At 60.4% G+C, this 23,634-nt stretch carries 22 protein-coding genes; 8 read left to right on the top strand and 14 right to left on the bottom strand.

The annotated features are described in order from the left end of the window. Positions 1-7 precede the first annotated feature (7 nt). Both AACZ26_RS06340 and AACZ26_RS06335 read left to right on the top strand, forming a co-directional pair. Positions 8-1,009 (top strand): mechanosensitive ion channel domain-containing protein, encoded by a 1,002-nt coding sequence (locus tag AACZ26_RS06340; RefSeq protein ID WP_339620024.1) that lies wholly within the window; start codon positions 8-10, stop codon positions 1,007-1,009. Positions 1,010-1,137: 128 nt separating this feature from the next. Further along, complete coding sequence (locus AACZ26_RS06335; protein ID WP_040800259.1) at positions 1,138-1,509, top strand: globin; 372 nt, start codon at positions 1,138-1,140, stop codon at positions 1,507-1,509. 21 nt (positions 1,510-1,530) lie between these two features. Here AACZ26_RS06335 and AACZ26_RS06330 read toward each other — a convergent pair whose 3' ends face one another. Further along, entirely contained in the window at positions 1,531-1,929 is a 399-nt protein-coding gene (locus tag AACZ26_RS06330; protein ID WP_339620022.1) for a heavy metal-responsive transcriptional regulator, read from the bottom strand. 54 nt (positions 1,930-1,983) lie between these two features. On the opposite strand from AACZ26_RS06330, the gene AACZ26_RS06325 reads away from it, so the two are divergent. The 4 genes from AACZ26_RS06325 (at position 1,984) to AACZ26_RS06310 (ending at position 8,891) form a co-directional block, all read left to right on the top strand. Beyond that, entirely contained in the window at positions 1,984-2,286 is a 303-nt protein-coding gene (locus AACZ26_RS06325; protein ID WP_339620021.1) for a thioredoxin family protein, read from the top strand. Beyond that, positions 2,279-3,631 (top strand): NAD(P)/FAD-dependent oxidoreductase, encoded by a 1,353-nt coding sequence (locus AACZ26_RS06320; protein WP_339620020.1) that lies wholly within the window; start codon positions 2,279-2,281, stop codon positions 3,629-3,631. Before AACZ26_RS06325 ends, AACZ26_RS06320 begins: the two co-directional genes overlap by 8 nt. 518 nt (positions 3,632-4,149) lie before the next feature. Next, positions 4,150-5,007, top strand: a complete 858-nt coding sequence (locus AACZ26_RS06315) for a DUF2971 domain-containing protein (RefSeq protein ID WP_339620019.1) — start codon at positions 4,150-4,152, stop codon at positions 5,005-5,007. A 1,802-nt stretch (positions 5,008-6,809) separates the two neighbouring features. Further along, complete coding sequence (locus AACZ26_RS06310; protein ID WP_339620017.1) at positions 6,810-8,891, top strand: hypothetical protein; 2,082 nt, start codon at positions 6,810-6,812, stop codon at positions 8,889-8,891. Positions 8,892-9,029: 138 nt separating this feature from the next. Here the strand turns inward: AACZ26_RS06310 and AACZ26_RS06305 are convergent, their stop codons facing one another. The 3 genes from AACZ26_RS06305 to AACZ26_RS06295 all read right to left on the bottom strand — a co-directional run bounded on the left by AACZ26_RS06305 (position 9,030) and on the right by AACZ26_RS06295 (position 10,567). Further along, positions 9,030-9,254 carry a hypothetical protein gene (locus AACZ26_RS06305; RefSeq protein ID WP_339620015.1) on the bottom strand — a complete coding sequence of 75 codons (225 nt, stop codon included), beginning with the start codon at positions 9,252-9,254 and terminating at the stop codon, positions 9,030-9,032. A 95-nt stretch (positions 9,255-9,349) separates the two neighbouring features. Further along, on the bottom strand, positions 9,350-9,955 hold the full coding sequence (locus AACZ26_RS06300) for a hypothetical protein (RefSeq protein WP_339620013.1): 606 nt from the start codon (positions 9,953-9,955) through the stop codon (positions 9,350-9,352). Positions 9,956-10,243: 288 nt separating this feature from the next. After that, complete coding sequence (locus AACZ26_RS06295; protein WP_339620011.1) at positions 10,244-10,567, bottom strand: HpcH/HpaI aldolase/citrate lyase family protein; 324 nt, start codon at positions 10,565-10,567, stop codon at positions 10,244-10,246. A 62-nt stretch (positions 10,568-10,629) separates the two neighbouring features. On the opposite strand from AACZ26_RS06295, the gene AACZ26_RS06290 reads away from it, so the two are divergent. Beyond that, positions 10,630-11,490, top strand: coding sequence for a DUF3800 domain-containing protein (locus AACZ26_RS06290; protein WP_339620008.1), 861 nt, complete (start codon positions 10,630-10,632; stop codon positions 11,488-11,490). A gap of 161 nt (positions 11,491-11,651) precedes the next feature. Here the strand turns inward: AACZ26_RS06290 and AACZ26_RS06285 are convergent, their stop codons facing one another. Genes AACZ26_RS06285 through AACZ26_RS06265 form a run of 5 tightly spaced genes read right to left on the bottom strand, consistent with a single transcriptional unit; the run spans position 11,652 to position 17,749 of the window. Further along, the gene (locus tag AACZ26_RS06285; RefSeq protein WP_339620005.1) at positions 11,652-12,467 is read right to left on the bottom strand and encodes a CoA ester lyase; all 816 of its coding nucleotides are present in this window, start codon (positions 12,465-12,467) and stop codon (positions 11,652-11,654) included. Next, positions 12,464-12,943, bottom strand: coding sequence for a MaoC family dehydratase (locus AACZ26_RS06280; RefSeq protein ID WP_100388689.1), 480 nt, complete (start codon positions 12,941-12,943; stop codon positions 12,464-12,466). The genes AACZ26_RS06285 and AACZ26_RS06280 overlap by 4 nt, the downstream gene beginning before the upstream one ends. After that, positions 12,940-14,127: an acyl-CoA dehydrogenase family protein gene (locus AACZ26_RS06275; RefSeq protein WP_339620001.1), complete on the bottom strand. Its 1,188-nt coding sequence runs from the start codon at positions 14,125-14,127 to the stop codon at positions 12,940-12,942. The genes AACZ26_RS06280 and AACZ26_RS06275 overlap by 4 nt, the downstream gene beginning before the upstream one ends. After that, on the bottom strand, positions 14,124-16,142 hold the full coding sequence (locus AACZ26_RS06270) for a biotin carboxylase N-terminal domain-containing protein (RefSeq protein ID WP_339619999.1): 2,019 nt from the start codon (positions 16,140-16,142) through the stop codon (positions 14,124-14,126). Before AACZ26_RS06270 ends, AACZ26_RS06275 begins: the two co-directional genes overlap by 4 nt. Before the next feature lie 5 nt (positions 16,143-16,147). Further along, a complete protein-coding gene (locus tag AACZ26_RS06265) occupies positions 16,148-17,749 on the bottom strand; it encodes a carboxyl transferase domain-containing protein (protein ID WP_339619997.1) in 1,602 nt (533 codons plus the stop codon). Positions 17,750-17,847: 98 nt separating this feature from the next. On the opposite strand from AACZ26_RS06265, the gene AACZ26_RS06260 reads away from it, so the two are divergent. Continuing rightward, positions 17,848-18,423 carry a TetR/AcrR family transcriptional regulator gene (locus AACZ26_RS06260; protein WP_339619996.1) on the top strand — a complete coding sequence of 192 codons (576 nt, stop codon included), beginning with the start codon at positions 17,848-17,850 and terminating at the stop codon, positions 18,421-18,423. A 14-nt stretch (positions 18,424-18,437) separates the two neighbouring features. On the opposite strand, the gene AACZ26_RS06255 is transcribed toward AACZ26_RS06260, so the two are convergent. Genes AACZ26_RS06255 through pdhA form a run of 5 tightly spaced genes read right to left on the bottom strand, consistent with a single transcriptional unit; the run spans position 18,438 to position 23,395 of the window. Beyond that, positions 18,438-19,208 carry a hypothetical protein gene (locus tag AACZ26_RS06255; protein ID WP_339619995.1) on the bottom strand — a complete coding sequence of 257 codons (771 nt, stop codon included), beginning with the start codon at positions 19,206-19,208 and terminating at the stop codon, positions 18,438-18,440. Then, positions 19,205-19,777, bottom strand: a complete 573-nt coding sequence (locus AACZ26_RS06250; protein WP_339619994.1) for a signal peptidase II — start codon at positions 19,775-19,777, stop codon at positions 19,205-19,207. The genes AACZ26_RS06255 and AACZ26_RS06250 overlap by 4 nt, the downstream gene beginning before the upstream one ends. 35 nt (positions 19,778-19,812) lie before the next feature. Next, entirely contained in the window at positions 19,813-21,279 is a 1,467-nt protein-coding gene (locus AACZ26_RS06245) for a dihydrolipoamide acetyltransferase family protein (protein WP_339619992.1), read from the bottom strand. After that, positions 21,279-22,280, bottom strand: a complete 1,002-nt coding sequence (locus tag AACZ26_RS06240) for an alpha-ketoacid dehydrogenase subunit beta (RefSeq protein WP_339619989.1) — start codon at positions 22,278-22,280, stop codon at positions 21,279-21,281. The genes AACZ26_RS06245 and AACZ26_RS06240 overlap by 1 nt, the downstream gene beginning before the upstream one ends. After that, on the bottom strand, positions 22,277-23,395 hold the full coding sequence (gene pdhA / locus AACZ26_RS06235) for a pyruvate dehydrogenase (acetyl-transferring) E1 component subunit alpha (protein WP_339619988.1): 1,119 nt from the start codon (positions 23,393-23,395) through the stop codon (positions 22,277-22,279). The genes AACZ26_RS06240 and pdhA overlap by 4 nt, the downstream gene beginning before the upstream one ends. Positions 23,396-23,634: the final 239 nt, after the last annotated feature.

Here is a 23,634-nt window from a genome sequence, read left to right as displayed (position 1 = left end):
TCCGAGCATGGAAGATTTCACCTTGGGCGGCGTGCGCGACAGCATCGCTGCCTTTTTTGAGGCCTGGCCGGTCATCAAGAATCTCGTCTCGGCCGCCATCATCATCGTGGTGGCGTGGTTTGTGCGCCTCGTTTTGCTCTTCATCATCAAGCGCGTCGTCGACCGCGTAGTGAACGGCGTGAAGCACAAAGAGAACATTCACGACACTCAAGTTCTGCTGACTTCCCCTCTTGCCGCCGTGCGCGTTGTTCAACGCACTCGCACGCTCGGCGGCGTTCTCTCCAGCCTGGTCACCGTTGCGATCGTGATCGTCGTGTTGCTGTTGCTCTTCGATCTCTTTGCTCCGGATGCCACGGGCGCGTTCGCTCTCATCACCGCCGCGACCGGTGCCGGTCTCGGTTTCGGCGCCCAGAACGTCGTCAAAGACGTGCTGAATGGCCTGTTCATGGTGGCCGAGGATCAGTTGGGTGTTGGCGACATTGTTGACCTCGGGCCGGCGGTGGGCGTGGTCGAGTCTGTCGACATCCGCACGACTCAGGTGCGCGATGTGAATGGCACCCTGTGGTTTGTGCGCAATGGTGAGATCACCCGCGTGGGCAATATGTCGCAGGGCTGGGCGCGCGTGATTATTGATCTTGCTGTGCCGTATGAGTCGGATGTGGATGCTGTGCAGGAGCAGATTTTGCAGACCGCGGTTGAGCTGTCGAAGACCCCCAAGTGGGCTACTCGCATTTTGGAGAAGCCGGAGATTTGGGGCATTGAATCTATTTCGGATGAAGCCGTTGTTGTTCGTCTGGTGGTGAAGACGGCATCCGCCACGAAGGATGATGTTGCTCGCGAGTTGCGCGCCCGTTTGAAGAAGGATTTGGATGAGGCGGGTGTCAAACTTCCCGCATTGAACTCGATCGTGTTGAGTGGCTTTGAGGGTGCTGCGAGTGTGCGCGGTGCACGACCGCCCCGCACTCGTCCGGTACCGGTGAATTTTTCCGAGGAGAAGCCCAAGAAATGACCGAAGCTGAGAACGTGACCGACCCCGCGAAGGGTGCCGAGCAAACGAGCGACGCTGCCCCGACGAAGCTGCCGAAGATTCGCCTGATTGCGAAACCGGCGGTGACCCCGGATGCTCCGGCCGATTCGATGTGGGAACTCATCGGCGGTCGCGACACGTTCGAGAAGCTCGTGCGCGAGTTCTATGTGGGCGTGGCAACCGATGAGGTGCTGCTGCCGATGTACCCCGAGCAGCCCGACCTTGAGGGTGCGATCCAGCGCCTGACGGGTTTCTTGGAACAGTATTGGGGCGGACCGAACACGTATAGCCAGGAACGCGGACACCCCCGCCTGCGCATGCGCCACATGCCCTTCAAAGTGAACCCGGATGCTCGCGACCGCTGGTTACACCACATGCGCAACGCCCTCGATACTCTCGAATTACCGCCGCTCTACGACGCCGAAATCTGGGCGTACCTCGACCGTGCCGCGCACGCCATGGTCAACACATTTGAAGAGTAGACATTGGACTGTCGCCGCTCTCTAGGTGCGCGGGATGATGGTGCAGATGTCAGCCTCGCTGCAGTTGGCCGGGTCGAGAGCTTGCGCCTCGTGGATGAGTTGCTTCAGCTCCGCTTCAAGCGCCGCCAGGTCTTTCAGGCGCTCCTGCACGCCTTCTAGTTTGTCTTCGAGCAAGCTTGAGACGTGGGTGCAGGGTGCTTCGCCGGCATCCCGCAGCGACAGGATGCTCATGATTTCCGAGAGCGTGAGCCCCGCGGCTTGGCTGTTGCGGATGAACGTGACTCGGTCGACAACGGCGGGATCGTAGTCGCGATACCCGTTGCCTTGCCGCTGAGGCTCGGGCAGGAGCCCTTGTTTTTCGTAAAAACGGATCGTGTGGCGCGGAACATCCAGGCGATCGGCGACTTCTCCAATAAGCATCTGGCAAGACTAACGCTTGACCTTCAAGTGCACTTCAAGGTTTACCGTGAGGGTATGGAAATCACGCTGCAATACTTCGAGGGCTGCCCCAACTGGAAGGTTGCCGATCAGCACATCAACGAACTCGTACAGGAGTTCCCGCAGATCACGGTGTCGCGACACCTGGTCGACACGGTCGAAGAAGCTGAGCGTGTGGGGTTCCGCGGGTCGCCGAGCATCCTCTTCGATGGTGTGGATCCCTTTGCCCATCCGGATGCCCCGGTCGGGCTCGCATGCCGCCGCTACATCACCCCGGACGGCTTTGCCGGCGCACCCACCGTTGACCAACTGAGAGAGAAGCTGAACAGCCATGTCTAACAACTATGACTTGCTCGTCATCGGCGCCGGAATGGCCGGCATTGCGGCCGCAAAGAAGACGGCGTCACGCGGGTGGCGCGTCGGAATTGTGGATGCACTCCCCTATGGCGGCACGTGTGCGCTTCGTGGCTGCGACCCCAAGAAGATCCTTCGGCGCGCTGCAGAGATCGTCGATTCTGCCCGCCTCTTCACGGACAAGGGAATCAACGCGGATGACCTGAGCGTCAACTGGGCGGACCTCATGCAGCACAAGCACGGGTTCACCGATCCGGTGCCCGAGAGCATGGAGAAGGGGCTCGAGGCGGCCGGCGTTGACACCCTCCACGGCGTCGCGACGTTCATTGACAACAACCACATCGAGATCGACGGCACGAAGTTTCGGGCGAACAAGTTCTTGATCGCTACCGGTGCGGTTCCCCGCGAGCTGGACTTCCCCGGTCACGAGCACCTCATCGACAGCACCGGCTTTCTCAACCTCCCCGAGCTTCCGCGCAGGATTTCGTTCATCGGCGGCGGCTTCGTGTCGTTCGAGTTTGCGCACATCGCAGCCCGCGCAGGAAGCACCCCGGTAGTGATCGACCGCGGCCGCATCCCGCTGAAGGGTTTCGACCCCGACCTCGTCGAACTCTTGCTCAAGCGTGGCGAGAGCGCCGGCGTCGCAGTGCGTCGCGAAACGACCATTACGAGCGTCGAGAAGCTCGCCCAAGGGTTCCGCGTCACGACCCAACAGGGCGGCACGGAATCCACGATGGATGTCGACCTCGTCGTGCACGGCGCTGGCCGCACCGCAGACCTCAGTCGCTTGAATCTCGAAGCGGCCAATGTCGCGTTCGGCCCTCGCGGCATCCACGTTTCGGAGCACCTGCAGAGCACCACGAACCCGGATGTTTATGCGGCTGGCGATGCTGCAGACACCCCAGGGATGCCGCTGACACCGGTAGCGGTGTTCGAGGCGAAGATTGCGGCATCCAATATGTTGAAGCCGAATTCGGCGACGCCGGATTACAGCGCCATTCCCACTGCGGTGTTCACCATTCCGGAGCTCGTCAGAGTCGGCATGCTCGAGCACGAGGCCAAGGAGAGCGGACTCGACGTTGACGTGCGCTTCACTGACACTAGCGGATGGTTCTCCAACTACCGCATTGGTGAAACGACCGGTGCGACAAAGATTCTGGTCGACAAGAGCACTGACCGCATCATCGGCGCCCACCTCCTCGGCCACGATTACGCCGAACTCGCCAACACGATCGCTCTCGCCATGAAAAACGGCCTCACCACCCGCCAAATCAAAGCGACAACTGCCGCTTACCCGTCGACTGGGTCGGACCTAGGGTCGATGGTTTGAGGTGGTGAGCGCCAGCGCAACCAGACGCCGAGGCCGCCATTCGACGCCTGACGGGGCCCTTGAAACTGCAACGGAGCAGCCCGAATACATGCAGTAAGAAATACAGAACACCCCGCCTGCGAATGCGCCACCTGCCCGTGAAAGCGAATCCGAATGCTCGTGACGTGCGCCTGCATCAGTTGCCGGCAACTCTCGACATCTTCGAGCTCCCGCCCCTCTAAGTTGCCGAATTCCGAGCCCACCCTGACGGCACCGCGCACGCCAAAGCTAAGACGTTTGAGAACTAGAAGACTGCCTTGGTCTAGTCGCGGCTGAAGTATTAGTTGGGGCACGCCAATCCGAGTGTGCTCAAAGATGGCAAAAATCAATGATCTTGCTCGATGCCGCCCGTATGCGGTGACTCGGAAATTAGATCGTTCGGGGGGGGGGTGAAGTGGGCGCAGAGCTCGAGCTAAGACATGGTTGAAAGTGCATGACCTTCTTTGGGCAGTTCGGGTGTGCTCTGCCATAATTCGCCCATGTCGCCTCTAAACATTCCTTACCCTCCGCGCTCTACAGGACTCGTTTGGCACTACACGAACGAAGCTGGACTGCGCGGAATTCTTACTTCAAACCGGATATGGGGGAGCCCACCTGAATCGCTCAATGACTCAAGCGAACTCGACTACGGCATTCAGCTCGTTCGCGACCTCTGGTCTGATGACCGAGCAACGTTTCGACCGAACGATCCCGAGGCGCGACACTTTATCGATAGCGTCATCGGCGAAGGCTGGGAGGACTCGCTTCGGGGCTCCACGTTTATCGCTTGCGCGAGCTCAACTGCAGACATGTTGTCTCAATGGCGAAGCTACGCAGGTCCAGACGGCTTCTCGATAGGCTTTCAAATTGATCAAGTCTGGTTTGGCGGGCCCGACAGACTGGTAAATGGCAACATGGGTGCGAGAGGTCTGCCATATTGGTTCGATGTCATCTACGAATCTGAAGCCCAGCAAGCCACGATTCGTGCTTTCTTCGAGTACCTTGCGGACCTGCCGCCATCTGCTCGCGCTGGGAATGCTCTTTGGGTCGCTCGACTCACGCTGTCGCCCCTGCCGACGTTGCTTAAGCATCCCGGGTTTCGCGAAGAGAGGGAACTTCGCTGGGTCGGAGATGACCTTATGGCCGGTACTCCCGAAGCCACAGGCACTCAAGAGCATCTCCCCATAGGCGCGTATCGCTTTGCGCCGGGCGAGGCGAACCTGACCCAGTTTCCCGTCGTGCAAGTTCTTGGTGGGCCGCAGTGCACCGCAGAGGCTCTCGAGCGAGTGAGGGAGTTGCTACAGGATCTTGGGCTTTCACACGTGGTCGTGGAGCGCTCGACCATTCCGTATAGATAGCGGCACAGTTTCGGGGGCGCGAAAGCTCTGCAGGCACAACATCCGGCCGAACTGCCACATTTTGTTGCAAATATCCAGGGGTGCTGAGACTCTGTTCTTGGATTCCCGACCAAAGCGAGTTCGAGCAAACATCCGAGGTGGCAATGTTAGATGACTTTCTCGCTAATCTGCGCCGCGTTACCGACGAAACTGTTGCGTCCGCAGGGCCGCGCTACTCGCCCGCGTTCACCCCTGGCTCCCCGAACTTGTCGGTCGAGATGCTAGATCGAACTGTTTCAGCTCAGTGCTTGTCAACTGATTTTCGAGCGAGGATGAGGTTGCTGGCGACGGAACTAAGAGCCGATCGCGCCGTAAGCGGCCATACAGCGCGTGCCGTTATGCGGGGTCGAACCACAACCTTCGGCTCAGTGGCTGCCGACTTGGACTCGATTAGCGCTGCGGCAACATCAATGGAAGTTAGAGCCGGATTTCTTCGGTTGCGACGTCACATGCGTTCAATCCGAACGGCCATCGAAGCAGAGAAAGCACGCCTCAATAACGAGCTCACCAAAACTTCGAACGGGGAACTAGACGCACAAGATCCGCTTGGAAGTCCGTCCCGCAGAACCCAGATTGACGCGAGGATCCAGGCACTCGAGAAGCTCGAGTCTGCGCTTTACCCTTGCTCAGACATGATGAGTCGCTACGAAGGGCTGACGGCGCCAGATGGCACCCCCATCCTACTTCTTGGCGAGTGGGGAACGGGAAAAACTCATTTCGCTTGCGACTTCGCACTCGCCGCGATTGACGACGGCGTGCCTGCGGTTGCTGTTCTCGCGCCGGAATTAGAAGCAGGTGCGCCACTCGATGAACTTGCTAAGAAGGTGGGGCTTCCCGATTCAACCTCGCTACTTGACCAGCTTGAAATCGCAGCAGTGGCGGCCGGTCGGCGCGCCCTAGTCCTTATCGATGCGATCAACGAAGGTGACCGAGTCGCTTGGCGACGGCACATCCGGAGCATTCTGGCTGCCATCGGTGCTCGAAAACACGTCGCACTTGTCGTGACTTGCAGAACACCTTTTGTCGACCAGATCATTCCAGCAGCGGCCCGCAGTCGAATGCTAGTGCTACACCACCCAGGGTTTGAGGACCAGGAGTTTGACGCACAGCTGGAGTTTTTTGAGTTCTATCGCCTTCCAGTTCTCCATGTGCCGCTCCTTTCCGCAGAGTTTTCACGCCCGCTCTTCTTGAAACTGCTCTGCGCAGGTCTTGTCCGACTCAGTAGGCGCACTCAAAAGCGCCATCTCGATGGCATTTCGTCCGGACAGAAGGGGATGACGTACGTCCTGGAAAACTTCGTCGGTTCGGTGGGCGAGGAAATCGAAATTCGACACAGCTTGCCCAAGATGGCGTGCTGGTATTTCCTCAAGGGCAACCCGAGGAGGGGGCACCAAGGTGTCGCCGGTCGTCTTGCTGAGCACCGAAGGGAATGGCTGTCGCCCTCCGAAGTGATGGACGAGGTCTCGGCTCAGGCCGACCTCACCAAGCACCAGTCGCTTCAGCTTGTCCGCGACATGGTGTCATCGGGCCTACTCGTAGAGCAGATGAGATACAGTGACGGCTCCTACGTTGAGGGAATCGCGTTACCGTATCAGCGATTCTCGGATCACCTCGTCGCGAGGCACCTACTCGCTTCTCACCTAGACGTCAGGACAGAGACCAGTCTGCGGCGTTCGTTCTACTCGAACCGACGTCTGGGTGCCGTCTTCTCCATCGACAGGTCATCTCGATCGTTTGCTGAGCCCGGGCTCGCTTCTGCTCTGATGGTCGAGTTCCCCGAACGAGCGAAGAAGTGGGGTATTGGGGCTGACTTGCCGGAATTGCTGGACTACCTGCCACGCAAACGACGACTCTTTTATCCCATTGCCAACGCCTTCATCGAGGGACTGTACTGGAGAGATGCCACTTCGTTTGGGTCCGGGACGGCGCAAATAGTTCGCGTATTGCTCAAGCGGAAAGACTCAGAAATTGCCAATCGACTCATGGAGGTGTTGCTTGGAATCGCGGCTCGGCGGGAACACCCCTGGAACGGCGCTTGGTTGTGGTCTCGACTAGCATCCATGGAAATGCCTCACCGGGATCTGATGTGGTCTGAGTTTATTCGCTGCTCCGAAGAGTCGAGCAATGTGTCACGACTGCTGGCTTGGGCTGAGCGGCCAGCTGCCAGCAAAGCCGATGCCGCCGTTCTCAGCAACCAATTGAAATTACTAGCGCTGATGACAACAACCACCGAGCGACTCGTCCGGGATAGGGCGACGCGCGCCATGGTACTTCTTAGCGAAAGCCAGCCAAGAGCACTATTCGAACTTGCAATACAGTCGCTCGAGTTCAACGACCCTTATGTCAGCGAGAGGGTTCTGGCGGCAGCATACGGCGTAGCGCTTCGCAATTGGGGGCTCGTGCGCCGCTCTCCAGATTTCGACAGTTCGCTCAAAGTGCTTGCCCGAGAACTCCTAACTAGTGTTCTTGAAGTAGGCGCTCCGCACAGTACTTGGCACACGCTCACTAGGTCGTATGCCGAAGGAATCGTGCAGGTGCTCGGAATGCTGAACTCTCGGCTTGTCCACCCAAAGGATCTAGCCTCGCTTACCCGCGCCCCAGGTGCCGACGAGAGCCCATTTCGACCCATCGCGATGATTGCCGATGCCGAGGTTGTTGACGGCGAAAGCACGATCCATATGGATTTCGGCAACTATACGATGGGTCGACTTGTCGATGAACGCGGCAATTATGACATGGACAATCTGGAATACGTGGGTGTGCGGAGACAGATCGCTGATCGGATCGGTCGACTCGGCTATCGCGAGGCTGATTTCCAGCACATCGACCAAATCATTGCCAGATACTCAGAGAGCCGCCGTGACGGGAATCGCAGCGACCGGTACGGGAAGAAGTACGCATGGATTGCTTATTTTGAGATGTATGGGCTTAGGAGCCGTTCTGGGCGTCTAAAAGAGTTCCCTCGCCATGAGCCGCGCTCCGCCGACGCGGACATCGATCCGAGCTTTCCAGTGGAGCCTCCAGACTGGCGCCCCCCGTTGCCGGACGTGTTCGCCTCGTCACCGGTCGATCGCGTCCAATGGTTGTCTGCAGGTCAAACTCCGAACTATGCTTCCGTAATTTCACTTGGCAGAGTCGATGGACATTCAGGAGGTTGGGTACTGCTTGACGCCGTGTTCCATGAAGGGGCCGACGACGGGCGCGAGACGCAGGCGTGGGTAACCACAGCTTTTGTGCCGAAGCGGTCAATCGGCTCCCTCAGAGCAGAGTTCGCTACCCCTGCTCCAGAGCATCGCGATCTCCCTGAACCAGGCAACGACTTCTATACGTTTCTTGGGGAAGTCCCGTGGTCTGAGCGATTTGGGAGCGATATCCGTCGAGCGGATGGAAAGCCCCTAGTGCTCAATGAGAGAATCCTGGATCACTACGCAGACGGCAAGTGGAGGGAGGGGTATCCCGCAGAGTCGACTTCACGAATTTGGGCGTGGGAAGGGCATCACAGCCCATTGAATGACCTCGGAAACGTCTATTTCCCTTCCCCAAGCTTTGCGGATTTCCACTCTCTTCGTGGTGTCTCCGGATCCGCTGACCTGATCGACCGCAACGGCAGAGTGGCCAGCATTTTCCGCCGCCACCCCGGGCCGGGTTTTGGGTCTGCCTACTTTTACGTGCGGAAGGACTTGATCGAGAGCTATCTGGATTCGCGGTTACTAACACTTGTCACAATGATTCGCGGGGAGCGGACCCTTCACTACGACAGCTTCGAGCGGCCGATTCCCGATGAGATTCAATCGATCTATCAATCTCGAATAAACGACTTCGCGATGATTCTTGGGCTGGAATAGTTGGTGTAGTCCTACGCAATAATCTCAATCTAAGCGGGCCCGCAATCTTGAGATTCGGTCACGCGAATCGACGCAGTCCCAACAGGCATTCGGGTTAGCGTCCATAGATGTTGGACGCGCGGTCGAATAGCTCACCCGTCATGCCGCGCACTCCGCGTGCCGCAGGATGGGCCCGTCGACCATGCGACCCTCGAAGCTGAAGACTCCGGGCTGCGATTCCGCTGCGGCGAGAAGCGCCCGTGCCGACGCGATTTGCTCGACCGTGGGCGCATAACTTTCGCGCACAATAGCGACCTGAGAGGGATGAATGCAGGCCGTTGCCGTGAGCCCGAGCGAAGCGGCATTCCGAGCCTCAGCACCCAAGCCCTCCACGTCTGCGATGTGGAGTCTTCCAGACGGAGATTCCTAGCTGGCCACCCGTGTTGCATTACTTATCCAAGCGAAGCCACGCTGCGAGCCTAGTACTCCTCTGTAATTGAGTAGCCGTCCTCAAGCTGCAGATCAAAGCGCATAACTCCTACGAGTTCCTTGTCGATCGGCAGATCTTCTTCAAACGCAGGAATTAGCTCTCCCTCCCAAGCTTCTGCCATCCTCCGGTTGTAATTCTTGAAGAGTTGATCCGCCATAGTGCTAACTTCCGAACTCCCGATGAGCTGCAGCGTCCCCAAACAACGTCGCCAACGCTCCCATAGTTCATCGTGTTCCTTCTCAAGGAGAACAGCCGCGGACCGTTTGGGATGCGATGCTGGAATGTCATCTACGAGCAGCAGAAATGATCCGGATTTGTCCGGCTCGGTGTTTGGTGGCGGTTCGAATTCGCAGTGAAGTAGACCGACGGATCCTGCAAGCTCTCGCCACTGATCCATGCAACCGATGAACTCGGCATATACACGCCGCCGCTCAGTCCTGTCGGCCTCCTGCTGCTCGTGCCTTAGCTCTAAAGCTTTTGTCTTTCGGCTGGACGAGTTTGACAGCATGGTGCCAACCAGAGCTAACGTGCCCGTGAGGAGTGTTGCGAGTAGAGTCCCTGCGACTGCGAGCGTAGCGACTTCAAATTCACTCAAGTTGATTCCAATCCCCTCGGGCTCAGTTTCTCACAGCAGACGCGCAGAACTTGAGCTATTGGATTACAAAATTTGTTCCGAGGTTCACCTTTTGCTGAAACTATCGGTTGGCGTAGTGCCTGAACCGTATCCCCAACAATTTGCGACTGGGGTTTATCACTGAGCGTCATCTCAGATAAGCGCCCTGACCGTGGCACCGCAGAGAGGCGACTAATGATCGCGACGCCCCCAATGCCGCAGGGCCTCTGGGTCTGGAATGCATGAGAACCCGAGGCTCCGACGGCGTCTCTACCCCTCGCGCAACCCCGCCCTCGCGACCACGCACTCCGCGTGCCGCAGGATGGGCCCGTCGACCATGCGACCCTCGAAGCTGAAGACTCCGGGCTGCGATTCCGCGGCGGCGAGAAGTGCCCGTGCTGACGCGATTTGCTCGACCGTGGGCGCATAACTTTCGCGCACGATAGCGACTTGAGAGGGATGAATGCAGGCTGTTGCCGTGAACCCGAGCGCAGCGGCATCCCGAGCCTCAGCACCGAGACTCTCCAGGTCTGCGATGTCGAGATGCACCGCATCAATCACAGCCTTCGAATAGGCTCCCGCTGCCAGGAACATGGTCCTTCACACGAATTGACACTAAGCTGAGGAAGTTTTGCGGAATCGCATAGAGTCATAACATGCTTCTGTTCTACGCCGACGAATATGGCGATCATTCCATGCGCACGGTCTCCGACACGCTCCCACTCGAGCTGAAAAGCGGCACTAGCGAATTCTTCGTACTCACCGGAGTGGGCGTTAGAGACACTTCGAGGAAGCCGATCGCCGATGCACTATTCCGATTAAAGACTAAGCATTTTGGCAAAGCAGCAGCGAAGGACTGGGATGCTTCCGAGATCAAAGGGCGCTACCTCATGCGCGCTTCGAGAAGTGCCGCCTCCGGGAACGTGCTCGAGAGTCCAACTGCATACGGGACCCTAGACACTCCGTGGAAGGTGAACGCTCTCATCAAGGATCTCGGCCTGATATTCGCAACTTTCAGGCCCCTCGTGTTCGCCGTCGCTATCGACAAGCGCGCGATGCTGAACAACGACAAGGATCTGCATCCGCTTGGAGTCGCATACGCATACTTGCATCAACGAATTGCCGCAGCGATGGAAGACCTCTACGCCGGTGACGCGTCGATAATTGTCGCAGACCAACAGACTCAGCACGAGGCATTCTTCCGAAGTGGACAGATGCACGAAATCCGAAGGCAACTAACTGTCGGCCTGCCACGGAAGCCTGTCTATGAGTTAGTCATGGATAAGCCACTATGGGTGGACACTGATCTGAGTTCTTGGGATCGAGAAATTATCCAACTGGCAGATATCGTTGCGTACTCTGCGGCCGAGTGCATGAAGCAAGGCAAAGCTCCGACCGAACCATGGTTTTTATGGAAGGAGATCGAGCGCTGCATGGCAGTTCACTGGCAGAGCGGTAAAGTAATGGGAAGCGGCCTCGCTATCTTTCCGAAGCAAGCGAGAGCTCCCAAAATGTAAAAACCGGCGCAAATCGCGTGGCCCACCGGATTCCAGAAGGCCGACGCATGCGCCGGTGTAATTATTCTAGTTCGGCTGCTCAGCTTGTCAACCTGCTCAGACACAAGACGAAGCAGATCAGTTTCTGCTCAAGACTGATAAGGCGCCCGGCTTCAAAAACACTAACCCTCGCGCAACCCCGCCCGCGCAACAACGCACTCCGCATGCCGCAGGATGGGCCCGTCGACCATGCGACCCTCGAAGCTGAACACTCCGGGCTGCGATTCCGCGGCGGCGAGAAGTGCGCGTGCTGACGCGATTTGCTCGACCGTGGGCGCATAACTTTCGCGCACAATAGCGACCTGAGAGGGATGAATGCAGGCCGTTGCCGTGAACCCGAGCGCCGCGGCATCCCGAGCCTCAGCACCAAGACCCTCCAGGTCTGCGATGTCGAGATGCACCGCGTCGATCACGGCCTTTGAATAGGCGCCGGCCGCGAGCAACACCGACGAACGCGCATGCAGCGCGACACCACGGTAGGGGCCGGAATCTTCGCGCGACGATGAGCCGCCGAGCGACGCCACCAGATCTTCGGCACCCCACATGAGAGCAACCACGCAATCCAGCGCCGCCAAACTTGTCGCAGCGAGCACGCCCCGCGCCGTCTCACACAGGGCGATCACGTCGAGGTCAGTGAGCGCATCGAAGTCAGCAACCGACTCCGACTTCGAGAGCATCACCGTGCGATACTCCGTCTGCTCCAGCGCCTCAAGGTCACTATCGTGATCCTCGGTGCCGGCCGGGTTCAGTCGCACGATCGTGCGGGCCGGATCCATCGGGTTAGCGATCAAAGCAGCGCGGGCCGCAGCCTTGTCGACACTGGCGACGGCATCCTCAAGGTCAATGATGATGGCATCCGCGCGCTCAAGCGCCTTGGCATAACGGTCAGGGCGATCGCCCGGAACAAACAGAATCGACGGCCCTAAAGTGAAAATCACGGTGCGCCCTCCTCAGTCCAGACCATCACCGAACGGGTTGCCACAGCCACCACAACACCATCCTGGTTCTTGGCGGTGTGACGCAACGAAATGATTCCCTGGCCGGGGCGCGACTTCGACAGCCGCTTCTCTAGCACTTCAGACTCGGAATACATCGTGTCGCCGTGATACAGCGGATGCGGAAAATTGACCTCCGTGAAGCCCAAGTTCGCCACAATCGTGCCCTGCGTCAACTGAGCCACCGATGCCCCCACCATCGTCGACAGCGTGAACATCGAGTTCACCAACCGCTGCCCGAAAGGCTGCTGCTCCGACCACGCGGCATCCAAATGCAGCGACTGGGTGTTCATCGTCATCGTCGTGAAAAGAACGTTGTCAGCTTCGGTGACAGTGCGGCCGGGCGCGTGCAGATAGACCGCGCCCTCCTCGAACTCGTCGAACCAGAGACCACGCTGCTGAATCCGTTTGCCGGTCATAGGGTCGCGAACCCCAGCTCACGAGCAATGACCATCATCTGCACCTCAGTGGTGCCCTCACCAAGCTCCAGCACCTTCGAGTCGCGGTAGTGGCGGGCGACAGGGTTCTCGTTCATGAAGCCATAGCCACCAAAGATCTGGGTGGCATCCCGAGCGTTATCCATGGCCGCCTCGCTGCTGATCATTTTCGCCAAGCTCGCCTCCATCTTGAAAGGAACCCCGGCAACCAGTTTGCGGGCTGCGTCGTAGGTTGCCAAGCGTGCCGTATGAACCCGGGCCTGCATCCGCGCAATCTTGAACGCAATGTGCTGGTTCGACCCAATCGAACGGCCGAAGACGTGACGTTCGTTGGCGTACCGGATCGATTCCTCCAGACACCCCTGAGCTGCCCCCGTGCAGAGTGCAGCGAACGCAACACGACCCTCATCCAGAGCCTCAATGAAGTTTGCGAAACCACGGCCGCGCTCCCCCATCAGGTTCTCTTCGGGAACCCGCACATTGTCGAACGACAGCGGGTGCGTGTCTGAAGTGTGCCAGCCGACCTTGTCGTAAGGCGGGTGCACCGTGAAGCCCGGCGTGCCGTTCGGAACGAGGATGGCGCTCAGCTCAGGCTTGCCATTCTCTCGACGACCCGTGACCGCCGTGACCGTCACGACCTTCGTGATCTCGCTGCCCGAGTTAGTGATGAACTGCTTCGTGCCATTGATGACCCATTCGCCATCGACGAGCTCGGCAGTGGTCTTGGTTCCCGCAGCATCGGAACCGGCATCCGCTTCAGTCAGGCCGAAACCAGCGAGAGCTTGACCGCGCGCGAGCATCGGAACCCACTGCTGCTTCTGTTCCTCGCTACCGTGCTTGAAGATCGGCATAGCGCCAAGACCGATGCCCGCCTCGAGCGTCACCGCGATCGACTGGTCAACGCGAGCAAGCTGCTCAATCGCGAGACACAACGAAACGTAATCCTTGCCCTGCCCGCCGTACTCCTTCGGGAACGGCAAACCGAAGAGACCCATCTCACCCATCTCAGCGATGATGCCGTAGGGCAGTTCACGCTTCGTGTCGTACTCATACGCTGCCGGAGCCACAACCTTGTCAGCGAAATCGCGCACATCAGCGCTCAACTTCAGCTGCTCATCAGTGAGGCCGAGGTGGGTGATTTCGCCGCGGGTAGCGTCGTGACTCATGAGGTTTCTCCTTCAGTGCTCGCTTGTGGCGATTCGATTCGGGCAACAATCTGATCGCGTGTGACCAGATCGCCAGGCTTCAAACTGATGTCGACAACCCCATCGAGGGTTGCGACAACGGGGTGTTCCATCTTCATGGCTTCAATCGTGAGCACCGTCTGACCGGCCGTCACAGAATCTCCGTTCGCCACCGCAACGGCCACAACCGTGCCGGGCATCGGCGAACGCAACTCGGGATCGACCACACCGGCGACTCTCGCGAGAGTCGCGCGATGGGCCGCGAGTGACTCGGCGCGAGACTGCGCAGTGAGAGCCCAGGAAGTGCCCTCCTGCCCAATCCACACCGTCGCGTCGACAGTTTCTAGGGCGAGACGGATGCTCTGGGTGCCCCACTCGACACCGGTGCTCGTCAGGCGCGCCGGAATGGTGGAGCCGTCGATCGTGACCTCCGCTGCGCTGGGCGGGCCGGCAACCAGAACCTCGTGCACCTGCCCCGCACAGGCCAGACGGTAGCGGGCCGGACGATGCTGGCCCACACGCCAGCCGCTCGGCTGCTGCCAGGGTGAGCCCGGCATCCAGCGTTTGGAGTGGATGCTCAGAGCCGCCGCTGCGAGCACCGCCGGGGTTGGCGCAGCGAACTCAATCTCGGCAAGAGCCCGTTCGATGAGGCCCGTGTCGAGGTGGCCCGCTGTGACGTCGTCGCGGTTGAGGAGGGCGCGGAGGAATTCGATGTTGGTCGTGACACCCAAGATGACGGTGTCGGCGAGGGCACGGTCGAGGGCGCGGAGTGCTTCGGCGCGCGTGGCCCCGTGGGCGATGACCTTCGCGAGCATGGGGTCATAGTTGGCCGAGACCGTGCCGCCCTGGATGAGCGAGCTGTCAACGCGGACGCTGGTCGCGGCTGTGCTGGTTGTGGCAGTGCTGGCCGAACTTCCGTCGGCAGCTTCGTGCAGGTGCACGATCTGACCGGCGGACGGCAAGAAGTCGTTGGCGGGATCTTCGGAGTAAATACGCGCCTCGACCGCGTGGCCGGTAAGCGTTGGAGTCTCCACCGTGAGCTTCTCGCCAGCAGCGATTCGCACTTGCCACTCCACGAGGTCGAAACCCGTGACCATTTCGGTGACGGGGTGCTCCACTTGCAGTCGGGTGTTCATCTCCATGAAGAAGAACTCGTCGGGCGCGTTGTCGGAGACGAGGAACTCGACGGTTCCTGCACCGATGTAGCTCACGCTGCGCGCGACCTCGCAGGCCGCCTCACCAATGCGCTGCCGCGTTGCTTCATCGAGCAGCGGTGATGGCGCTTCTTCGATGATCTTTTGGTGGCGACGCTGCAGTGAACATTCGCGCTCCCCCAAGTGGATGATCGTGCCGTGGCCATCAGCCAGAACCTGCACCTCGATGTGGCGGGGCTTCTCGACGAGGCGCTCGAGAAAGAGCGTGTCATCGCCGAACGCGGCACTGGCCACGCGCCGAGCAGAGTCGAGAGCACCGGCAACAGCATCGGGCTCGCGCACGATCGTCATGCCCTTGCCACCGCCACCGGCCGACGGCTTGATCAGCAGCGGGAACCCGACCTCGGCAGCAGCAGCCACCAGATCGTCGTTCGTCATACCCGGCTCAGCAATGCCCGGGATCACCGCGACACCGCGTTCGGTCACGTGCATCTTCGACGCAATCTTGTCGCCCATAATCTCGAGGGCTTCAACGCCGGGACCGATAAACGTGATTCCGGCAGCAGCGCAGGCCTCGGCTAAGTGCGCGTTTTCGGAGAGGAAGCCATAGCCCGGGTGAACCGCATCAGCACGCATGCCATCTACGGCATGGGTGGCGGCAACGATCGATTCGACCGAGAGGTAGCTGTCGATCAGCACCGCGGCATCCGCTACTTGAACGTGCTTCGCGTCACGATCGTGCTCGGTATAGACCGCGATCGAGCGGATGCCCATCGAGTGCAGGGTGCGCGTGATGCGACAGGAAATTTCGCCACGATTGGCGACCAAAACTTGAGAGAACATGGCAATCACATCCGGAAGAGGCCGAAGCCCGGTTCAGGCAGCGGGGTGGCCGCGGCGATATCGAGGGCCATGCCGAGCACGTCTCTGGTGTCTTTCGGGTCAATGATTCCGTCATCCCAGAGGCGGGCTGTCGAATAGTAGGGGCTGCCCTGACGTTCGTATTGTTCGCGGATGGGTTTCTCGAACTCGACCTTGTCGTCGTCGGTGAAGGCGTCTTCGCCGAGCTGATCGCGGCGCACCGTGGAGAGCACGGCAGCAGCCTGCGGGCCGCCCATGACCGAGATGCGGGCGTTGGGCCACATCCACAAGAAGCGCGGCGAATACGAACGACCGCACATCGAATAGTTGCCGGCACCAAACGAGCCACCGATGACGACCGTGAACTTCGGAACGCGGGTTGTCGCGACCGCGGTCACCATCTTCGCTCCGTTCTTGGCAATGCCGCCGGCCTCATATTCCTTACCGACCATGAAGCCAGAAATGTTCTGCAGGAACAACAGCGGGATTCCGCGCTGATCGCACAGCTCGATGAAGTGCGCGCCCTTGAGCGCCGACTCGCTGAACAGCACGCCAGCGTTAGCGACGATGCCGATCGGATGCCCGTGCAGCGTCGCGAACCCGGTGATGAGCGTTGTGCCGTATTCCTTCTTGAATTCGTGGAACTCGCTGCCGTCCACGAGTCGCGCGATCACTTCGCGCACTTCGTAGGGGCTTTGCACGTCGGTGGGCACGACCCCGTAAAGCTCATCAGGGTTCACGGCGGGCGGCCGCGAGGCGACAACATCCCACGCGGGAGCAGCAGGCTTGGGGATCGTCTTGATGATGTCCCGCACAATCTCAAGCGCATGGCGGTCGTCATCGGCGAGATGGTCGGTGACGCCCGAAGTGCGCGCGTGCACGTCTCCCCCGCCGAGTTCTTCGGCCGTGACGATCTCGCCAATGGCGGCCTTCACGAGCGGCGGACCACCCAAGAAAATCGTGCCCTGATTGCGCACAATGATCGTTTCATCGCTCATCGCCGGCACATACGCGCCGCCCGCGGTGCACGACCCCATGACCGAGGCGATCTGCGGGATGCCCGCCGCCGAAAGCCTGGCCTGGTTGTAGAAGATGCGCCCGAAGTGGTCGCGGTCAGGAAACACCTCGTCCTGCATCGGGAGAAAAGCGCCACCCGAGTCAACGAGGTACACGCACGGCAACGTGTTCTCGAGCGCGATCTCTTGCGCCCGCAAATGCTTTTTAACCGTCAGCGGAAAGTAAGTGCCGCCCTTGACCGTGGCATCATTCGAGATCACGAGAACCGGGCGAGAGTGGATGAGACCGATACCGGCAATAACGCCGGCGCCGGGGGCTTGGTCGTCGTAGATTCCATTCGCGGCGAGCGGGGCAATCTCAATGAATGGGCTGCCCTCATCGAGCAGCTCATCGACTCGATCACGCGGCAGGAGCTTGCCGCGAGAGACGTGGCGTTCGCGAGATTTCTCCGAGCCACCGAGAGCTGTCGTCGCCAGTCGTTCGCGCAATTGCTCGACAAGGCCGCGCATTGACTCTTCGTTAGCCGCAAACGTCGGATCAGACGGTATAGCGGCGGTCGACATCTTCTCCATCGAACACCTTCGTTCAGCGCAGCTTGTGGCCACTTGGGTTAGTCACTACTAACTCAAATAGGTTAGCGAGCATTAACCGAACTGTCTAGACTCAGAACATGAACGAGACGCCAACTCCGCGAAGCCAAGCGAAGGCCGACCGACGTGAGGCCCTCCTCGCCGCCGCCGCCAGCCTCTTCGCCGAGCGCGGATTCACCCGGGTCTCCCTCGAAGAACTCGGTGCCGCGGCCGGCGTCAGCGGCCCCGCCGTCTACCGCCACTTCGACGGCAAACAAGACGTGCTCGCCGCAATGCTCGTCGACGCCAGCACCAACCTGCGCAGCGGAGCCCAGCGCGTAATCGAGCACGCCGCCACACCACGAGCCGCGCTCGAAAGCCTCGTGAAATTTCACGTCAACTTTGCGCTCGGCAACGCTGACGTCATCCGCGTTCAAGATCGCGACCTCGACAGCCTCGCCGCCAGCGACCAACACGAGGTGCGCACTCTGCAACGCAGTTACGTCGAACTGTGGGTTGGCGTGCTCTCCCAGATAAATCCGGATGCCGCGACCGCCGAACTGCGCACACGCGCCCACGCCACCTTCGGGCTCATCAACTCCACTCCCCACAGTGGGCGCGCCGGCGCGACACGTGCCGTGCTCGAGCGGATGGCGTTAGCCGCCCTCAACGCCTAGCGAGCGAGCGACCGCTAGTCGCGGTCGAGACCACCGAGTCGACGCAGCACAGCGTTCAAGAGCGTGCCTTCGGCATCCGGAATCACGTGGTGATTGAGATAGATGCCTTCAAGCCACGGCAACACTTCTTCAACCGGAAGCCCAATGGTGTCCCAGTCGACGCCGGGCACAGCCTTCGAGCGAGGCTCGCCCGTGCGCGGATCAGTCCAGGCTTCAGCAATGGGCTGGTCGGGCTCAGACTCCCCAGCACCCCACAGCAGCGCGATCGGATGATTCTCGCCCTCGATGTGGTCATGACCAACGGTGCCCGCGCCGAGCCACGGCAGCGTCAGCAGCTCGCCCTCGACTTCGATCTCCAAGAGATCGAGCTGAGCAGGCTCGGCTACTTCGCAAATGTACAGATCAAAGCCGGCGTCGTGCCACGCGGCAGCCTGAGTGATGTCATCGAGCACGTTCGGCAACAGCGCATGAAAGTCGCTCGCTAGTCGCGTTGCCCACAACACGAGAGTGCGAGTGTCATTCGCCGACCACGGGCTCGACTCGCGAGCCTCGCCCTGCGGGGTGTGAAAGTGGTGGCTGACGCCTTCGCTCGTGGTTTCGCAGTGCAACTGACCGTGCGGGTACTCCACGTGCAGATCGCTCACCAGCGCTTCGTCATCCCAGCCCGCAAAAAGTTCAGGCGCGGCGAGCATGGGTGGCAAATCGATCGGCGGCGTTCGCCTCGTGCCGAGGTTCAGTACGGCGCGCAGCCGGGTATTCGGCATGCGGAGGCTGAGGTCAGTCATTCGCTTGTCGTGGCTTTCGCCGGAGCATCCGCGTCACTGGCGACGACCGGTTCGGGCTTCGCCGAAATACCCATGATCGAGATGACGACGATCATGACAGCTCCACCGACGAGAGCAATATCAGCGATGTTTCCAATGAAGTAGCCGTTGTAGTTGATGAAGTCGACCACGTGACCGCGCGCAAAACCGGGTTCACGGAACAGACGGTCGCCGAGGTGCGTGATGGCCCCACCGAGGAGCATGCCGAGTGCGACAGCCCACGCCCGCGACTGCACCGTCCACGCATACCACGTGATGGCGACAACGGCGAGCGCGGCAATGATCGTGAGAACCCAGGTGTATTCCTCAGCGAGCGAGAAAGCAGCGCCGGGGTTGTAGACGAGCTGGAACGACAGCAAATCGCCAATGATCGGGATGTTCTTACCGCCACCGAGGTTGGCTTCGGCCCACCACTTGCTGAGCTGGTCAGCAGCAATCACGAAGGCGGCGAGCGCGAAAAGACCCACCAGCAGTCGGCGCGGGGCGCGCGAGGCAGGGGTGGCCGCAGCAGGGTCGAGATTCTCGGTCATAAGACCATTCTTACCTGTCGCGGCCACTCCTGCTGTCACACCATCGTCAGGACGGTGCCTGGGTCGTTCAGAATCGAGCCAACATCGGTCAAGAATCGTGCGCCCTGCTCGCCATCGACGAGGCGATGATCGAACGACAGACTCAGCGTCATGACATCGCGCAGCGCGATGTCGCCGCGGTGTTCCCACGGCATTTTTCGCACGGCACCCATGGCCAGAATGGCGGCTTCACCCGGATTCAGGATGGGCGTTCCCGCGTCGATACCGAAGACACCGACGTTGGTGATCGATATAGTTCCGCCGTTGAGCGACGCCGGAGTTGCCTTGCTCGCTCGCGCATTGCGAGCAAGATCGCCGATAGCGTCCGTGAGTTCAGCCAGGCTCATGGCGTCAGCATCTTTGAGGTTCGGCACCATCAGTCCGCGCGGAGTCGCGACAGCGATACCGAGGTTGACGTACCCGAATTCAATGATCTCGTTGGCTTCGGTATCCCACCGAGAATTGAGCGAGGGGTTACGCGCCACAGCAATACACAGCGCCTTAGCGACAACGGCCAGCACGGATGCCGCTGTGCCCTGAGCCTTGAGCTTGGCCACCAACTCCACCGTGCGCGTGACATCGACCGTCAGAAACTCGGTGACGTGAGGTGCAGTAAAGGCGCTCGCAACCATAGCGGCCGCTGTTGCCTTGCGCACCGACTTGATCGGCGTGCGAGTTTCGCGCGCACGTTGGGCGAGTGCGCCGCTGCGAGACGGGGCGGATGCTCCCGCCGGGGTCTGCTCGTCAGCGTGCGTTGCGGCGGGCGAATGTTCTGCCGCACTCAACACATCGTCACGAGTGATGATGCCGTCGGGCCCCGTGCCCGTCAGTTGAGTCAGGTCGATACGGCGATCGGCCGCGAGCTTACGCACGGGCGGAGTCGTCGTGGTGCGGGCCTCTGCGGGCGTGACGGCGCGCTCGCTTGTCCCAGCGGGCTCGGTTGCTGCAGCGGGCGCTGCCTCGCCCGAAGCCGCAGGAGTCTCCGCTGCAGATTCTGCCGAGCCGGATGCCGCAGGCGCGATGCGCGGCTTGCGCGTCGGGCGCTTGCCGCTCTCGACTGCGGGACCGTAGCCCACGAGCACCGAGTTGCGCTCCGGCGCTTCTGCCGCGGCCGGCGCTGCCTCGCTGTCGCTGCCGTTCGCGTCGCGCTCAGCGGAAGCGTCAGCATCCGACGTAGCAACCGGAGCAGCAGACGCATTGTCGCCACCCGCTCCAGCCCCACCGTCGAGCTCAAACGTCACAATCCTCGTGCCCACTTGCACCGTCGTGCCCGGCTCGGCGTGCAGTGCTGAAATCGTGCCGGCAACCGGTGACGGCAGAGACACGATGGCCTTTGCCGTCTCCACTTCGGCGATGGGCTGATTGAGCGTCACGAGATCGCCAACAGCGACGTGCCACTCAACGAGCTCAGACTCGGTGAGACCTTCGCCCAAATCGGGCAGAGCAAACTCTTTGACAGCCATTACGCGCTCCAACCGGTGAGTGAGTTCACGCGACCCAGCGCACGGTCAACACCATCGAGGATGCGGTCGAGGTCGGGCAAGAAGTGATCTTCCAACTTCGCGGCCGGATACGGCACATCGAAGCCAGTGATGCGCACAGGAGCCGCTTCCAAATAGTAGAAACAGCGGTCGGTGAGGGTTGCCGCGATTTCTGCACCGAGGCCGCCCGATTCCGAGGCTTCGTGGGTAATCACGAGCCGCCCCGTCTTTTGCACGCTTGCCGCAACGGTGTCGAAGTCGACGGGCGACAGCGATCGAAGATCAATCACCTCAAGAGAAATACCGTCGTCGGATGCGGCGACGGCGGCATCGATCGCCGTAGCGACGAGCGGGCCATACGTCACAAGCGTGACATCGCTTCCCTCGGTGACGACGCGGGCTTTGCCCATCGGCAGACCTTCCGCATCCTCGTCAACTTCGCCCTTGGTCCAGTAGCGACGCTTGGGCTCGAAGAACAGCACCGGGTCGTCACTCGCGATCGCTTCGCGCAGCATGCTGTGGGCATCCTGCGGAGTTGAGCACGTGACAACCCGCAATCCGGCCGTGTGAGCAAAATAGGCTTCGGGCGACTCCGAGTGGTGCTCGACCGCGCCGATGCCTCCGCCGTACGGCACACGAATCGTCAGCGGCATCCGCACCTTTCCTGCTGTGCGGTAGTGCAACTTCGCAACTTGAGCGACGATCTGATCGAAGCCGGGATAAATGAAGCCGTCGAACTGAATTTCGCACACCGGGCGGTAGCCGCGGAACGCAAGCCCCACCGCCATGCCGATGATTCCTGCCTCGGCGAGCGGGGTATCGATCACGCGCTCCGTGCCGAAGTCACGCTGCAAGCCATCGGTGACGCGAAAAACGCCACCCAGAGTTCCGATGTCTTCACCAAGCAAGACAACTTTGTCGTCATCGCTGAGGGCACGGCGCAGTCCAGAGCCAAGAGCTTTCGCCAGAGTGAGTTCAGTCATTTTTCAAACCCCTCAAGGTAGGCCTTGTACTGGCTCTTTTGGCGAGCGAGCCCCGAGTGCTCGGTCGCATAGACGTTGTCGAACACGCTGAGCGGTTCGGGGTTCTCGAGCCCCACACATCCGGCCCGGAACTCTGCCGCTACCGCGTCTGCCCGCGCCTGAATGGATGCTGCCAGTTCGTCGGTCAGCACCCCCTCGCTGCGCAAAAATGCTTCAACGCGCGCAATCGGATCCTTCGCCTCCCACTCTGCGGCGACAGCAGGGTCAACATAGCGGCTCGGGTCGTCAGAGGTTGTGTGGGGACCGCGGCGATACGTCACGGCCTCGATGAAGGTCGGTCCACCGCCCGTGCGAGCGCGATCAAGGGCGCTGCGTGTTGCCGCCATGACAGCCAAAACATCGTTGCCATCGACGCGGATGCTCGGAATCCCGAACCCCGGAGCACGGTCGGCAATCGGCCGCTGTGCTTGAAGTCCCACGGGCTCAGAGATTGCCCACTGATTGTTTTGGCAGAAGAAAATCACGGGAGCATTGAAGGAGGCAGCAAAGATCATTGCTTCGTTGACGTCGCCCTCGCTCGTGGCACCATCGCCGAAGTAAGCGACTGAGACGCTGTCAGCGCCGTCGAACTTGCAGCCGACGGCATAGCCGGTTGCGTGCAGCGTTTGGGCGCCGATAATGACGGCAGGCGTTGCCATGCCGATCTCGAAGGGATCCCATCCGGAGGCTGCGGTTCCGCGCCACACCCGCACGAGATCGGGCAGTTTCACACCACGGCAGTACGCGACAGCATTCTCGCGATAGCTGGAGAACACGAAATCGTCGGGGCGCAGTGTGCGGGCCGAGCCGACCTGCGCGGCTTCTTGCCCGAGCAGTGGTGGCCACAGGCCAAGTTCGCCCTGACGTTGCAGAGCTGTTGCTTCCGTATCGATACGGCGCACGATGATGAGGTCTTCGTAGAGGCTCGCGAGTTGATCACCGGTAACGTCTGATATCCACGGGTCATAGAGTTCGTCGCTCAGCCGCCGACCATCCGGGTCGAGAAGTTGCACAAACTCAGGAGTTTGCTTCTTCGCCACAGAATTCTGGGCTTTCACGGGCACGGTGGTACTCATCGTTTCTCCGATCTGCCAGCGCGCCTGCTGATGTGCTGCGCTCCAGCGATCCTCACAACCGCGGTTGGTAAACCGCAGGTTGACCCGAGCCTCGTCGCTCGGAGTTAATCTGACGGTACCTACACACCGGGCCGTTCACAAGATGCCGCACGAAAGTCGCCCCATATTGTGAGGATGACGCGGCATACTGGCAGCGCAGGAGTGCGCCAGCGTTGGCGTCACCGAGAGTCACAGTGTCG

Origin of the sequence: uncultured Salinibacterium sp., from assembly GCF_963974405.1 — a bacterium.
Classification (GTDB): Bacteria; Actinomycetota; Actinomycetes; order Actinomycetales; family Microbacteriaceae; genus Rhodoglobus.
This window is presented reverse-complemented; position numbering and strand designations above follow the sequence as displayed.

What these genes read in the sequence shown, in the direction of transcription:
- AACZ26_RS06340 (WP_339620024.1), top strand. Translation starts at nt 8, where the DNA reads ATGGAAGATTTCACCTTGGGCGGCGTGCGCGACAGCATCGCTGCCTTT.
- AACZ26_RS06335 (WP_040800259.1), top strand. Translation starts at nt 1,138, where the DNA reads ATGTGGGAACTCATCGGCGGTCGCGACACGTTCGAGAAGCTCGTGCGC.
- AACZ26_RS06330 (WP_339620022.1), bottom strand. Translation starts at nt 1,929, where the DNA reads ATGCTTATTGGAGAAGTCGCCGATCGCCTGGATGTTCCGCGCCACACG.
- AACZ26_RS06325 (WP_339620021.1), top strand. Translation starts at nt 1,984, where the DNA reads ATGGAAATCACGCTGCAATACTTCGAGGGCTGCCCCAACTGGAAGGTT.
- AACZ26_RS06320 (WP_339620020.1), top strand. Translation starts at nt 2,279, where the DNA reads ATGTCTAACAACTATGACTTGCTCGTCATCGGCGCCGGAATGGCCGGC.
- AACZ26_RS06315 (WP_339620019.1), top strand. Translation starts at nt 4,150, where the DNA reads ATGTCGCCTCTAAACATTCCTTACCCTCCGCGCTCTACAGGACTCGTT.
- AACZ26_RS06310 (WP_339620017.1), top strand. Translation starts at nt 6,810, where the DNA reads ATGGTCGAGTTCCCCGAACGAGCGAAGAAGTGGGGTATTGGGGCTGAC.
- AACZ26_RS06295 (WP_339620011.1), bottom strand. Translation starts at nt 10,567, where the DNA reads ATGTTCCTGGCAGCGGGAGCCTATTCGAAGGCTGTGATTGATGCGGTG.
- AACZ26_RS06290 (WP_339620008.1), top strand. Translation starts at nt 10,630, where the DNA reads ATGCTTCTGTTCTACGCCGACGAATATGGCGATCATTCCATGCGCACG.
- AACZ26_RS06280 (WP_100388689.1), bottom strand. Translation starts at nt 12,943, where the DNA reads ATGACCGGCAAACGGATTCAGCAGCGTGGTCTCTGGTTCGACGAGTTC.
- AACZ26_RS06275 (WP_339620001.1), bottom strand. Translation starts at nt 14,127, where the DNA reads ATGAGTCACGACGCTACCCGCGGCGAAATCACCCACCTCGGCCTCACT.
- AACZ26_RS06270 (WP_339619999.1), bottom strand. Translation starts at nt 16,142, where the DNA reads ATGTTCTCTCAAGTTTTGGTCGCCAATCGTGGCGAAATTTCCTGTCGC.
- AACZ26_RS06265 (WP_339619997.1), bottom strand. Translation starts at nt 17,749, where the DNA reads ATGGAGAAGATGTCGACCGCCGCTATACCGTCTGATCCGACGTTTGCG.
- AACZ26_RS06260 (WP_339619996.1), top strand. Translation starts at nt 17,848, where the DNA reads ATGAACGAGACGCCAACTCCGCGAAGCCAAGCGAAGGCCGACCGACGT.
- AACZ26_RS06255 (WP_339619995.1), bottom strand. Translation starts at nt 19,208, where the DNA reads ATGACTGACCTCAGCCTCCGCATGCCGAATACCCGGCTGCGCGCCGTA.
- AACZ26_RS06250 (WP_339619994.1), bottom strand. Translation starts at nt 19,777, where the DNA reads ATGACCGAGAATCTCGACCCTGCTGCGGCCACCCCTGCCTCGCGCGCC.
- AACZ26_RS06245 (WP_339619992.1), bottom strand. Translation starts at nt 21,279, where the DNA reads ATGGCTGTCAAAGAGTTTGCTCTGCCCGATTTGGGCGAAGGTCTCACC.
- AACZ26_RS06240 (WP_339619989.1), bottom strand. Translation starts at nt 22,280, where the DNA reads ATGACTGAACTCACTCTGGCGAAAGCTCTTGGCTCTGGACTGCGCCGT.
- pdhA (WP_339619988.1), bottom strand. Translation starts at nt 23,395, where the DNA reads ATGAGTACCACCGTGCCCGTGAAAGCCCAGAATTCTGTGGCGAAGAAG.